Source organism: Paraburkholderia sp. SOS3, assembly GCF_001922345.1.
Taxonomy (GTDB): domain Bacteria; phylum Pseudomonadota; class Gammaproteobacteria; order Burkholderiales; family Burkholderiaceae; genus Paraburkholderia.
This window is the reverse complement of record NZ_CP018811.1, coordinates 4,323,098-4,336,816: the sequence shown is the minus strand read 5'-3', so window position 1 is coordinate 4,336,816 and position 13,719 is coordinate 4,323,098. Positions and strand designations below refer to the sequence as shown.

Below are 13,719 nucleotides of genomic sequence, written 5' to 3'. Positions count from 1 at the left end.
ATCTGCACAGGTCGTTGGCTTGTGCTTTACTTCCGGTTCTGTCGAAGAGGAGCCACAGATGGACATCGGTTTTATCGGTCTCGGCGAGATGGGCGCCGCGATGGTCGAAAACATTCTGAAAGCCGGGCACCAGGTTCGTGTCTGGAACCGCTCGCCCGAGCGTGCGCAACGCCTCGCGCAAGCGGGTGCGCAAGTCGTCGGTTCGGTCGCGGAGGCCTTCACGGGCGACGCCGTGTTCTCGATGCTCGCCGACGACGCGGCGGTGCGCGAAGTGATCAACGCAGGTGTGCTCGAACAGGCGCCGCGCGGGCAGATCCACGTGAACATGGCGACGATCTCGGTCACGCTCGCCGGCGAACTCGCGCACGAGCATGCACAACGCGGCCTCAATTACGTCGCGGCGCCCGTGATGGGGCGGCCGGACGTTGCCGCAGCCGGCAAGCTGACGATCGTCGCGGCCGGTCCGGCCGAAGCGATCGATCGCGTGCAGCCGGTGCTCGATGCGGTCGGCCAGAAGACGTGGCGCATCGGTTCGCTCGCGCAGCAGGCGAATGTGATGAAGCTTGCGACGAACTTTCTGATCGGATCGGCCATCGAGTCGCTCGGCGAGGCGTCGGCGATGCTGGCCGGCCACGGCGTCGGGATGCAGGATTTTCTCGACGTGATCACGAGCAATCTGTTTCAGGGCGTCGTGTATCAGGGCTACGGCAAGATGATCGCCGAGCAGCGCTATGAGCCCGCGCTCTTCAAGGCGCGCCTCGGCATGAAGGACGTGCGGCTCGCGCTTGCCGCGGCCGAATCGGTGAATGCGCCGTTGCCGATCGCGAGCGTCGTGCGCGACAGCCTGATCGAAGCGATGGCGCATGGCGACGGCGAAAAGGACTTTGCGGTGCTCGGGCAGGTCGCTGCGCGCCGGGCGGGACGGTAGGAGGCGTCGAGGTGCGTGCGCCTCGCGGTTGCGAATCGCTGTGGCTCTGCGTCGTATCTGCGTCGTATGCGAACGATGATTAGCGCATGACGCAGAGCACAAAAAGCGCCGCATGCGAGCCGCGTGAAACGGAGCTGTACGACTTCTGTGGCTGATCTGCAACGGAAAAGCAATCGTTTGCATGGGTTGTTGCGTCGCACCAAAGCTTTTGCTATAGTGATTCCTGTCTCCTCCATGTCTCCTCTGATATGGATTCAGCCCGCCACCATGGCGGGCTTTTTTTTGCCTGCTTTTCGCCAATTTCCGGGTGTAAGCCGGTCCACTGGGCCGGAAAAGCGCCGCTATGCGCGAATGCCAGAAAAGAAAAAGGCTGGCGTTTTATCGCCAGCCTTCGCATCCATCCATTCCCTTTGCTGCCCGAGTCAGACAAGCCGATGCGCGACGCGTCCGGCTTGTGCGAATCACGCGCTCAAGGTTTCAACCCGGCTCCCTCATCGGCCCCGATCGCGAGGTTCATGCATTGAATCGCCGCGCCCGACGCACCCTTGCCGAGATTATCGAGACGCGCGACCGTGACAAAACGCTCGTCGTTGCCGAACACGAACAGATCGACGCGATTCGTGTCGTTGTTCGCCTGGACGTCGAAAAAGCCGCTGTCGAGGTTGTCGTCGGCGTTGAACGGCGCGACGCGCACGAACGCTTCCCCCTGGTAGTACTCGGAAAACAGCGCCTGCACGTCTTGCGGCGTCACGCGCTTGGCCAGCTGCGACGGCGAAAAGTAGCTCGTGACCGCGAGCCCCTTATAGAAGCTGCCGACGATCGGCGTGAACACCGGCGGCGATGTCAGGCCCGTATGCGCGGCCATTTCCGGCAGATGCTTATGCGCGAGACCGAGCGCGTACGGACGGGGGCTGTCGAGCTTTGCGTTACCGCCCGCTTCGTACTCGGCAATCATCTTCTTGCCGCCGCCGCTATAGCCGGTTAGCGAATAGCTGTGTACGGCGAGGTCCGGCGCGACGACGCCGGCCTCGACGAGCGGCCGCATCGCGAGCACGAAGGCCGATGCGTGGCAGCCGGGCACCGCAATGCGCTTCGCGTGGCGTACGCGCTCGCGCTGCGCACGCGCCAGTTCGGGCAGGCCATACGCCCAGTCGGCGTGCGTGCGAAACGCGGTGCTCGCGTCGATCAGCACCGTACGGTCGTTGTCGACGAGCGACGCCGATTCGCGCGATGCGACATCGGGCAGGCACAGAAACGTGACGTCCGACGCGTTGATGAGGCGGCGGCGCTCGTCGAGGTCCTTGCGCTTCGCTTCATCGATGCGCATCACGTCGACGTCGCCGCGTTGCGACAGATATTCGAAGATTTTCAGGCCGGTCGTGCCTTCCTGTCCGTCGACAAAAACTTTCGTGCTCATCTCGATCTCGCTTGGGTGAACCGGAGCGCCTTGAAAACTGTTGCGGTGTGGCGGCGCCGGACCGACATTTTAAGACCGGATGGCGCCGTGTGCGTGGCGCGTCGGGAAAAACGTGTAAGCAAACGTCGCGCATGCCGGTCGCGTTCACGCGGCTGTCATCAACGGCCGTACGTGACGGTCATGCGGGCGAAGCCGATCGTCGCCGTGTTGATCTCGTGGTCGAACATCAGCGCCGGGCGGCCCGGTCCGAAGCGCAGGTCGGCCGTATCGAGCGCGTAGACGGTGATCACATAGCGATGCGGCTTGCCCGGCGGCGGGCATGGTCCGCCATAGCCGTCGACGTCGAAGTCGTTGCGCGCTTCGACCGCGCCGATCTTGTTGAGGTAACCGGACGCGCTCGCGTTTTCCGGCAAGCGGTCGACGTTGGCCGGAATCCCGACGACGGCCCAATGCCACCAGCCGCGGCCGGGTGCATCGATGTCAAACATCGTGATGGCGAAGCCGCGCGTGCCGGCCGGCGCATCGCGCCACGACAATTGCGGCGATCGATTGCCGCCCTTGCAATCGTCCTGGTTGAAGACTTGTGCCTGGCCGACCGTGCCGCCGGCTTTGACGCTCATGCTCGAAACGGTGAACGCAAGCGCGGGCTGTGCGACTTGTGCCGCTTGTGCGTACGCAGTGGACGAGATGACGGTTGGCGCGAGACTTGCCGCAACGGCCATTAACAAGTCAGCAAACGAAAATGCGTGAAAGTTTGCAAAGAACCGAAACGCAGAAAGGCGAACGTTCGAGCAACGCATACGCATGTGCCGATTCTCCTGTGCGACGGGCCCAATGGAGCGGACGGCTGCAGCGCTTACCCCGGTGCCATGTGACCACGATGATATTGTCCCTGTTTTGTACCGCGAAGCCGAATCGAGTCTAACATTACGTCTGTACGTAGCTGTTCTTTGTCGCTGTTGTTCCTGATAGAGACGGCCCGCGACGGGTGAAATCGGCTATAGTCGGACACCCGCTGCTGGCGGGTAACGGCAGGCCCGAGAAATTTAGAACTAAAGAATAGTTGCATGACGGAAGTTTCGGAGCGTGGGTTATCAGGCGAAGGGAGCGCGATGCAAAATCCAATCAAGGTCGTCGTGGCCGACGACCATCCGGTGATTTTGTTTGGCGCCGAGCAGGCGTTGCTCAAATTCCCGGGCATTCAGGTCGTGGCGCGTGCGCGTCAATCGACAGAACTCGTGAAAGTGCTGCAGACCGTTCCGTGCGACGTGCTTGTGACGGATCTCGCCATGCCGGGCGGTCAATACGGCGATGGTTTGCCGCTGATCGGCTACTTGCGGCGCAATTTTCCGGACTTGCCGATCGTCGTACTAACCATGCTCGAAAATGCGGCGTTATTGAAACGCCTTTCCGAGCTCGGCGTGATCTCGGTCGTCAACAAGGCCGACGACCTCAGTCATATCGGCCTCGCGGTTCAGCACGTGGGGCGCAATATCGAATATATGAGCCCGTCCGTGAAAGCAGCATTGGAAACATTGCGCATGAACGCGGGTGGCAAAAACGATGAAGTGATTCTGTCGAAACGCGAACTCGAGGTCGTTCGGCTCTTTGTGTCGGGCATGACGATTAAGGAAATTTCTGAGCAGCTCAGTCGCAGCATTAAGACGATCAGCACGCAGAAAAACACGGCGATGCGCAAGCTCGGTCTCGAGCGCGACTCGGAGTTGTTCCAGTATGCGCAGAGCAACGGCTTGATGAATCTGTCGTCGTTTGCACCCGGCGAGGCGAGCGAGGCGGGCAAGCCAGGCGAGGCGGGCGCAGCGGGAGCGGCCGACGAACCGTGACGGTGATCGACGCGTGCCGCGTCGGCGACAGCGAGTTAGCAAAGCAAAAAAGCCGCACATCGTGTGACGACGATGTGCGGCTTTTCTTTCGCCTCGTGCGGCGAAATTCGATCTAGTGCATCGGCTAACCGTGCCGACTTACTGCGGTGCCGCTGTCGCCCCGCCATGCGCGGCCGACCACTCAGCCGGCGCATGCAAGAACTTTTCGACTTCGTCGAGCGTCTTCGATTCGAAGTAGCCGGCGTTTTTCGCGACGCGCAGCACATCCCACCACGTTGCGAGCGCGTGCAGATCGACGTCGATGTCTTTGAGCACCGACACGCTTTCCTTGAAGATGTTGTAGTGGAACACGACGAAGCAGTGGTTCACCGTCGCGCCCGCGGTGCGCAGCGCATTGATGAAGTTGAGCTTGCTGCGGCTGTCCGTGGTCAGGTCTTCGACGAGCAGGACACGTTGGCCTTCGGTGAGCAAGCCTTCGATCTGCGCGTTGCGGCCAAAGCCTTTCGGCTTTTTGCGCACGTATTGCATCGGCACCATCAGGCGATCCGCGATCCACGCGGCGAACGGAATACCGGCGGTTTCGCCGCCCGCCACCGCATCGATCTGCTCGTAGCCGACGTCGCGCAAAATGGTCGATTCAGCCATTTCCATCAGGCCGCGGCGCAGGCGCGGATACGAAATCAGCTTGCGGCAGTCGATGTACACCGGGCTCGCCCAGCCGGACGTGAAGATATAGGGTTTCTCGGCGTTGAAATGCACGGCCTGAACTTCGAGCAGCATTCGGGCGGTCGTGTCGGAGATCGTCTGGCGATCGAAGCCTGTCATGGGCGGTCCTTCGGTGTGGTGCACGCTACGCGCGCACGTAAATTGTGACGTAACCAAGCGGGAGGGACGGCGTGGTGCTTACACGCGTCGCGATGACTGCGAAGCCTCTGCGGGCCGAACTGCAGCGAAACTGCGGCGAAACTGCGGCGAAACTGCGGCGAAACTGCAGCGGTCCGGGCTGATGCGCGTAGCCCGCGATTTTACCCGATTCGGACCCGGTCGACGAGACCTGCGGGCGCCCGTGGCCCTGTCGAGGCGGCCAGTGCAGACGTTTTTGTCCACGCTTGTGGCGTGCCCGCATGGCTATTACACTCACGCGGCTTTCGCGAACGGCGCACCAACACGTCTTACCCACGCCCCAATGAATCTTGCCCCTTCCGACACTGCCGGCTCCGGTTCCGGCGCCCGCCCCGGCTACCCCGCGCGAGCGCTGATCGCGTCCGCGCTCGGCTACGCGATGGACGGCTTCGACCTGCTGATCCTCGGTTTCATGTTGCCGGCCATTGCGGCGGAGTTGCATCTGTCGTCGGCGCAGGCGGGCGCGCTCGTCACGTGGACGCTGATCGGCGCGGTCGCGGGCGGTTTGATCTTCGGCGTGTTGAGCGACTACTTCGGCCGCGTGCGGATGCTCACGTGGACGATCCTGCTGTTCGCCGTATTCACCGGCCTGTGCGCGCTCGCGCAGGGTTATGCGGACCTGCTCGTGTACCGGACGATTGCCGGCATCGGACTCGGCGGCGAATTCGGCATCGGCATGACACTGGTCGCCGAAGCGTGGCCCGCCGCGCAGCGTGCGCGCGTGTCGTCGTATGTCGGGCTTGGCTGGCAAACCGGCGTGCTCGCGGCTGCGTTGCTCACGCCGCTTCTGTTGCCTCTCGTCGGCTGGCGCGGCATGTTCGCCATTGGGCTGCTGCCGGCGGTCCTGTCGTTTTTCGTGCGGCGGCGTGTCGAAGAACCGGCGCTTTTCAGCGAACGTGCCGCGCGCGGCATGCGCAAGCCGCCGCTCAAGCTGCTCGTCGCCGACGCTCATGCAATACGCACGAGCATCGGTGTCGCGATTCTCTGTTCGGTGCAGAACTTCGGTTATTACGGCCTCATGATCTGGCTGCCCACCTATCTGACGAAAACGTTCGGCTATTCGCTGACGCGCTCAGGTTTGTGGACCGCGGTGACGGTGCTCGGCATGGCCGCCGGCATCTGGCTGTTCGGCGTCGCCGCGGACCGCTTCGGGCGCAGGCCGGCGTTTCTGTTCTATCAGGCGGGCGCGGTGCTGATGGTGTTCGTCTACGCGCACCTCGGCACGCCGTTAGCGCTGCTCGTCGGCGGCGCGGTGATGGGCCTGTTCGTCAACGGCATGATCGGCGGCTATGGCGCACTGATTTCGGAGCTCTATCCGACCGACGCGCGCGCGACCGCACAAAACGTGCTCTTCAATTTCGGCCGCGCGGTCGGCGGATTCGGGCCGGTCGCCGTCGGCTCGCTCGCGGCGCGTTACTCGTTCGGCGCGGCGCTTGCACTGCTGGCGTCGATCTATCTGCTCGACATCGTCGCGACCTTGCTGCTGATCCCCGAGCGCCGCGGCGCCGCGCTTGAATGACAGTGCCGGACGCGATCGGCTGCGTCCGTATCGCATTGCAGCGTGACAAGCGGCACGGTCTTTCGCGATCCTATCTGCTGTTGGCCCACCGGTTCGTGCCGGGTCTTCATTCGTAAGCGGTACACTAGCCGACCCTGAATCGCTCGCGACTGGCCGGATCACGCTCGCACCGCCCCTCTCTTCACGCCCGCTGCCGGTTGCCTGAATCTGAGCGAACGGGTTCGAATTCCTAACGTCTCGCAGGTCAAAACATGGACGAACAACTGAAGCAAAGCGCTCTCGCATATCACCAGAATCCCCGCCCAGGCAAGATTTCGGTTACGCCGACCAAGCCGCTGTCGAACCAGCTCGATCTGTCGCTCGCGTATTCGCCCGGTGTCGCGGCCGCGTGCATGGCCATTCACGGCGAGCCGCTCGATGCGCAGAAGTACACGTCGCGCGGCAATCTGGTCGGCGTCGTCACGAACGGCACCGCGGTGCTCGGTCTCGGCAATATCGGGCCGCTCGCCGCCAAGCCGGTGATGGAAGGCAAGGGGTGTCTGTTCAAGAAATTCGCCGGCATCGACGTGTTCGATATCGAGCTCGACGAATCCGATCCCGACAAGCTCGTCGAGGCGATCGCGATGCTCGAGCCGACCTTGGGCGGCATCAACCTCGAAGACATCAAGGCGCCCGAATGCTTCTACATCGAGAAGAAGCTGCGCGAGCGCATGAAGATTCCGGTTTTCCACGACGATCAGCACGGCACGGCGATCATTGCGTCGGCGGCGATCCTCAATGGTCTGAAGGTGGTCGGCAAGGATCTCGCGAGCGTGAAGCTCGTGTGCTCGGGCGCGGGCGCCGCGGCGATCGCGTGTCTCGATCTGCTCGTGAACCTCGGGCTCGCGAAACAGAACATTCTCGTCACCGACTCGAAGGGCGTGATCTACGAAGGCCGTGACAATCTCGATCCGTCGAAGGCGCGCTATGCCGCGCATACCGATGCGCGCACGCTCGCCGATGCGATCAAGGGCGCGGACGTGTTCCTCGGCTGCTCGAGCGCCGGCGTGCTGAAGCCGGAAATGGTGAAGGACATGGGCACGCAGCCGCTGATTCTCGCACTCGCGAACCCGGAGCCCGAGATCCGCCCGGAAGAAGCGAAGAAGGTGCGGCCCGACTGCATCGTCGCGACGGGGCGCTCGGACTATCCGAATCAGGTGAACAATGTGCTGTGCTTCCCGTTCATCTTCCGCGGCGCGCTCGACGTCGGCGCGACGACGATCACCGAGGAAATGAAGCTCGCATGCGTGCGCGCGATCGCCGAACTGGCCGAAGAAACGGACCAGGGCGACGAAGTCGCGAAGGCGTACGAGGGGCACTCGCTCGAGTTCGGTCCCGACTATCTGATTCCTAAGCCGTTCGATCCGCGTCTCATCATCAAGATCGCGCCGGCCGTCGCGCAGGCTGCGATGGAGTCGGGCGTCGCCACGCGTCCGATCAAGGATATGGACGCGTATCGCGAAGAACTCGGCGCGACCGTCTATCGCACGGGCCTCGTGATGCGACCGGTGTTTGCCGCCGCGAAGTCGCAGGCGGCGGCGCGTATCGTGTTCGCGGAAGGCGAGGACGAGCGTGTGCTGCGCGCCGCGCAGTTCGTGCTGCTCGAGAAGATCGCGCGGCCGATCATCATCGGGCGTCCGGCGGTCGTCGAAATGCGGCTCAAGAAGATGGGCTCGAAGCTGAAGTGCGGCGAAGACTTCGAAATCGTCAATCCGGAAGACGACCCGCGCTACCAGAAGTGCTGGCAGGAATATCACGAGATCGGCGCGCGCGAGGGGGTGACGCCCGAAGTCGCGAAGGCCGCGATGCGCAAGTTCAATACGCTGATCGGTGCGATTCTCGTGCGCCTCGGCGATGCGGACGGGATGATCTGCGGGATGATCGACCAGTACCACACGCATCTGAAGTTTATCGACCAGGTGCTCGGCAAGGCCGAGAACGTGCGCAACTTCGCGGCAATGAACCTGCTGATGCTGCCGGGCCGCAATCTGTTTATCTGCGACACGTATGTCAATGAATGCCCGAGCGCGGAAGAGCTCGCCGACATGACGCTGCTGGCGGCAAGCGAGATCGAGAAGTTCGGCATCGCGCCGAAGGTGGCGCTGCTGTCGAGCTCGAACTTCGGCAGTTCGCCTTCGTCGTCGTCGCAGCGCATGGCGGCGGCGCGCAAGCTGATATCGGCGCGTGCGCCGAACCTCGAAATCGACGGCGAAATGCACGGCGACGCGGCGCTCTCCGAGGCGGTGCGCAAGGCGGCATTCCCCGGCACGACGCTCGCGGGCGAAGCGAACCTGCTGATCATGCCGAACGTCGAAGCGGCGAACATCACGTATAACCTGCTGAAGATGATCGGCGGCGATGGCGTGACGGTCGGGCCGTTCCTGCTTGGCGCCGAGAAGCAGGTCCATATCCTGACGCCGGCTGCCACGGTGCGGCGCATTATCAACATGACGGCGGTGGCCTCGGCGAACGTCGCGGTGCGGCAGGTGGCGGCCGCTGCGGCCGCGAAGTAGGCGGCGCGCGCGGGGGCTGCGTCGGCACTCTGCGGTATAGGCCGCCGACGTGTGCCTCGCAAATCGAAAAGGGCGTCTCGAACGGATCGAGGCGCCCTTTTTTGTGTCGAGCGGCCGGCTTGCGGTCAGGCCGTCGCTCGAGTCGACTCAGACACCGTGACCGATGTCGAACCTGTCTTTCGCGGTGGCGCGCTTGCCGTGCGCAGGATGTAGTTTCCCCGCCTTGCCCAAACCGAACGGCGGCATGTTGACGTAGATCGCTTCGTAGTGACCGGGCGTGACCAGATACGTCTCATGCCATATGCCGAATTCACTGCTTGTGTCGCCGGCGCGATTGAACGCTTTCCACGCCGGGATGTGTTCCGCGAATGCATTGATCGCGTAGTCGAGCAGTTTTTCCTTTGACTCCCAGTATTGGAGCAGCAGCGTCGTACGGCCGTAAAAGCTTTCGAACGACAGTAGACCCAGTTCAGGCTTCTCGCTCAGTTCCTTCAGCATGCGGTTCATCGCGAGGACCGGCGGCAGCCATTTATGCACTTTCCAAAGCCGCTTGAAGCGCAGGCCGATCAGAAAGACGACGAAGCTGTCCGGCATTTCTGCGGACATTCGTTGCTGATGGAGCGTCGGTTGACGCAGCGTGTCGTTCATGTTTGTCGCTCCGTGGGCTTTGCGATAAACCGACGTTACCGGTGTTCGCGATGCGACCAGGCGGAATGGCGCAAAAAGCACAAACTGAACGAACCGGGCTCCGGTCCGCGCGCGAGGCATGTGATGTTCGCCGCCGTCGCAACACGCACGGCGGCGATGCATCGGTCAGGCCACGTGCCGGGTCCAGCCTCCCGCGGGGGCACGCCATTTCGCGAGCAACTGCGACCATTTGGACCGCACGCCTTTGAGGTTGTTTTCCTTTACGTGCCCATAGCCGCGGATGCCATCGGGCAGGTTGGCGAGTTCGATCGCGAGCGCACGCCGTTCTGCCGGGATGGGAGCCGACGCGCTCTGATTGAGACCGGCGATCAGTTCGCGCACGAGCGCCTCGTACTCGACGATCAACGCGCGTTCGGTGCGGCGCTCTTCCGTTTTGCCGAATAGATCGAACGCCGTGCCGCGCAGGAAGCGCATGTTCGCGAGCACGCGCATCGCGCCGAGCATCCACGGACCGAACTGCTTTTTCACGAGATGACCGTGCGCGTCCTTCTTCGAAAGCGCGGGCGGCGCGAGATGAAATTTGAGCTTCCAGTCGCCTTCGAAGTTCGCCTTCAGCTTCTCGATAAACACCGGGTCTGTATAGAGGCGTGCGACCTCGTACTCGTCTTTGTATGCCATCAGCTTGTGCAGATTCTTCGCGACGGCCTCGGTCAGCGCAAGCTGCGTATCTGACGTATGCGACATATGCGACGCATCGAGCGCCGTCTCGACCGCGCGCACTGCGTCGACAAGCTTCTTGTAGCGCGCCGCATAAGCGTCGTTCTGATACGCGGCCAGATACTTGACGCGCTTGTCGATCAACGTGTCGAGCGCCTTCGGCGTATGCAGCGACACGATCTTGCTGCCGGCCGTATCGGTGTCGGGCGCGCGGCCCTGCAATCCCGCCAGCGCGCGCACCGCGGCGAGATCGTGCGCGGCGCGCCGGCCCCATTCGAACGCGGCGAGATTCTTTTCGACCTGCACCGCGTTCAGCTCGATCGCACGGCGCAGCGACTCGTGCGTCAGCGGCACCCAGCCGCGCTGCCACGCGTAACCGAGCACGAACGGGTTCGTATAGATCGCATCGCCGAGCAGCGACACTGCGAAACGGTTCGCGTCGACGGCCGACACGTTGTCGCTGCCGGCCGCCGCGCGCACATCGGCGTCGGTGCTGGCACCGGGGAAGCTCCAGTTCGGGTTCTTGATGAATGCGGCGGTCGGCGTCGGTGCGCTATTGAGGACGACATGCGTGCGGCCGTTTTGCATGCGCGATACGCACTCGTCGCTGGCGGTCACGATCGCGTCGCAGCCGATCACGAGGTCTGCTTCGCCCATTGCGATACGCGTCGCGTGGATATCGTCGGGCCGGTTCGCGATCTGCACGTGGCTCATCACCGCGCCGCCTTTTTGCGCGAGGCCCGTCACATCGAGCACCGTTACGCCCTTGCTTTCGAGGTGCGCAGCCATGCCGAGCAAGGCGCCGATCGTGACGACGCCGGTACCGCCGACACCCGTGATGAGCACGCCGTACGGCTGGGCGATGGCGGGCACGTCAGGCTCCGGAACCGGCGGCATCGTATCGGCTGCGACGCCGGTTGCGGCAGGCTTGCGCAATTGACCGCCTTCGACGGTGACGAAGCTCGGGCAAAAGCCCTTCAGGCAGGAATAGTCCTTGTTGCAGGTCGACTGGTTGATCTGCCGCTTCGTGCCGTATTCGGTCTCGAGCGGCTCGACCGATAGACAGTTCGACTGCACCGAGCAGTCGCCGCAGCCCTCGCACACGGCTTCGTTGATCACGACGCGCTTCGCCGGGTCCGGATACGCGCCGCGTTTGCGGCGGCGGCGCTTCTCGGTCGCGCAGGTCTGGTCGTAGATCAGGATCGTCGTGCCTTCGATCTCGCGCAGCTCGCGCTGCACGTCGTCGAGCTGATCGCGATGATGCACGGCGATGCCGGGCGCGAGGCCGACGTTCGGCGTGTACTTGTCGGGCTCGTCGGTAACGATCACGATGCGCTTCGCGCCTTCGGCGGCGAGCTGATGCGTGATTTGCGGCACCGTCAGCGTGCCGTCGACAGGCTGGCCGCCCGTCATCGCCACCGCATCGTTGTACAGAATCTTGTACGTGATGTTCGCCTTCGACGCGATCGCCGCGCGAATCGCGATCAGCCCCGAGTGGAAGTAGGTGCCGTCGCCGAGATTCGCGAACACGTGCTTGTCGTTCGTGAACGGCGCCTGGCCGATCCACGCGACGCCTTCGCCGCCCATCTGGCTGAACGTGCTGGTGCTGCGGTCCATCCACACGGTCATGTAGTGACAGCCGATGCCGGCCATTGCGCGCGAACCCTCGGGCACATTCGTCGACGTGTTGTGCGGGCAGCCCGAGCAGAACCACGGCTTGCGCTCGACTTCGACGCGCGGCCGCGCGAGCGCTTTTTCCTTCGCGTCGATCACGGCGATGCGGGCCGCAATGCGCGCGCGTACATCGGACGGCAGATCGAACTTGTCGAGTCGCGTGGAAATTGCCTTCGCGATGATTGCCGGCGATAACTCGTAATGCGCGGGCAGCAGCCAGTTGCCCATCGGCACCGACCATTCGCCGCCGGCGCCGTCCTTCTCGTCGAATTTGCCGAACACGCGCGGACGCTGCGCATCGGGCCAGTTGTACAGCTCTTCCTTGATCGCGTATTCGAGAATCTGGCGCTTCTCCTCGACGACGAGAATCTCTTCGAGGCCGCGCGCGAACGCATGTGCGCCTTGCGCTTCGAGCGGCCAGACGCAGCCGACCTTATAGAGCCGGATGCCGATGCGTGCGCAGGTTTCATCGTCGAGACCCAGATCGCACAGCGCCTGGCGCACGTCGAGATACGCCTTGCCGCCGGTGATAATGCCGAAGCGTGCATGCGGCGAGTCGATCTCGATGCGATCGAGTCTGTTCGCGCGTACGTAGGCAAGACCGGCGTACCACTTGTAGTCGAGCAGCCGCGCTTCCTGCACGAGCGGCGGATCGGGCCAGCGGATATTGAGTCCGCCTTCGGGCATCGCGAAGTCGGTCGGCAGAATGATCTGCGTGCGGTGCGGATCGATGTCGACCGAGGCCGACGATTCGACGACGTCGGTCACGCACTTCATCGCGACCCAGAGACCCGAATAGCGGCTCATCGCCCAGCCGTGCAGGCCGAAGTCGAGATATTCCTGCACGTTCGACGGGAACAGCACGGGCAGCCCGCAAGCCTTGAAGATGTGCTCGGACTGATGCGCGAGCGTCGACGATTTGGCCGCGTGGTCGTCGCCCGCCAGCACCAGCACGCCGCCATGGCGCGACGAGCCGGCCGAGTTGCCGTGCTTGAAGACGTCGGCCGAACGGTCGACGCCGGGACCTTTGCCGTACCACATCGAAAACACGCCGTCGTGTTTCGCGCTCGGGTACAGGTTGACCTGTTGCGAGCCCCAGACCGCCGTGGCGGCGAGGTCTTCGTTGACGCCCGGTTGAAATACGATCTGATGCGCCGCGAGGTGCTTTTTCGCCTTCCACAGCGAGAGGTCGAGGCCGCCGAGCGGCGAGCCGCGATAGCCGGAGATAAAGCCGGCCGTGTCGAGCCCGGCAGCCTTGTCGCGCTCCTGCTGCAGCATCGGCAGCCGCACGAGCGCCTGGATGCCGCTCATATACGCGCGACCGCGTTCGAGTGTGTATTTGTCGTCGAGCGTGACCGACGTTAACGCGGCTTCGAGCGAGGCTCGCTGACCTGCGTCCAGTGGGGCATTCATTGTGTGCACTCCTCCAGCGACTTTGGGATCACCAAAAACTGCATGGCGCCTCGGCATCTCGTGAATGCGTTGGCGCGGCCGTCATGGCCTGGCCGCCATCATGA

Annotated in this window: 9 protein-coding genes; 4 read left to right on the top strand and 5 right to left on the bottom strand. The window is 63.3% G+C overall.

Going from position 1 to position 13,719, the window contains the following annotated elements; translation table 11 throughout:
- Positions 1–58 precede the first annotated feature (58 nt).
- Complete coding sequence (locus BTO02_RS19375; RefSeq protein ID WP_075158383.1) at positions 59–928, top strand: NAD(P)-dependent oxidoreductase; 870 nt, start codon at positions 59–61, stop codon at positions 926–928.
- A gap of 469 nt (positions 929–1,397) precedes the next feature.
- Here BTO02_RS19375 and argC read toward each other — a convergent pair whose 3' ends face one another.
- On the bottom strand, positions 1,398–2,345 hold the full coding sequence (gene argC / locus BTO02_RS19370; protein WP_075158382.1) for an N-acetyl-gamma-glutamyl-phosphate reductase: 948 nt from the start codon (positions 2,343–2,345) through the stop codon (positions 1,398–1,400).
- A gap of 158 nt (positions 2,346–2,503) precedes the next feature.
- Entirely contained in the window at positions 2,504–3,151 is a 648-nt protein-coding gene (locus BTO02_RS19365; protein ID WP_075158381.1) for a YbhB/YbcL family Raf kinase inhibitor-like protein, read from the bottom strand.
- Positions 3,152–3,457: 306 nt separating this feature from the next.
- Here BTO02_RS19365 and BTO02_RS19360 point away from each other — a divergent pair, with 306 nt between their 5' ends.
- Positions 3,458–4,189: a response regulator gene (locus tag BTO02_RS19360; protein ID WP_075158380.1), complete on the top strand. Its 732-nt coding sequence runs from the start codon at positions 3,458–3,460 to the stop codon at positions 4,187–4,189.
- A 138-nt stretch (positions 4,190–4,327) separates the two neighbouring features.
- Here BTO02_RS19360 and BTO02_RS19355 read toward each other — a convergent pair whose 3' ends face one another.
- Positions 4,328–5,014 (bottom strand): orotate phosphoribosyltransferase, encoded by a 687-nt coding sequence (locus tag BTO02_RS19355; protein WP_075158379.1) that lies wholly within the window; start codon positions 5,012–5,014, stop codon positions 4,328–4,330.
- Positions 5,015–5,375: 361 nt separating this feature from the next.
- Here BTO02_RS19355 and BTO02_RS19350 point away from each other — a divergent pair, with 361 nt between their 5' ends.
- Positions 5,376–6,611, top strand: a complete 1,236-nt coding sequence (locus tag BTO02_RS19350; RefSeq protein WP_075158378.1) for an MFS transporter — start codon at positions 5,376–5,378, stop codon at positions 6,609–6,611.
- 251 nt (positions 6,612–6,862) lie between these two features.
- Positions 6,863–9,163: an NADP-dependent malic enzyme gene (locus BTO02_RS19345; protein ID WP_075158377.1), complete on the top strand. Its 2,301-nt coding sequence runs from the start codon at positions 6,863–6,865 to the stop codon at positions 9,161–9,163.
- Positions 9,164–9,310: 147 nt separating this feature from the next.
- Here the strand turns inward: BTO02_RS19345 and BTO02_RS19340 are convergent, their stop codons facing one another.
- Together BTO02_RS19340 and BTO02_RS19335 are read right to left on the bottom strand one after the other, a co-directional pair.
- Positions 9,311–9,811 carry a DUF4188 domain-containing protein gene (locus BTO02_RS19340; protein ID WP_075158376.1) on the bottom strand — a complete coding sequence of 167 codons (501 nt, stop codon included), beginning with the start codon at positions 9,809–9,811 and terminating at the stop codon, positions 9,311–9,313.
- Positions 9,812–9,976: 165 nt separating this feature from the next.
- Positions 9,977–13,615, bottom strand: coding sequence for an indolepyruvate ferredoxin oxidoreductase family protein (locus BTO02_RS19335; protein WP_075158375.1), 3,639 nt, complete (start codon positions 13,613–13,615; stop codon positions 9,977–9,979).
- Positions 13,616–13,719 lie beyond the last annotated feature (104 nt).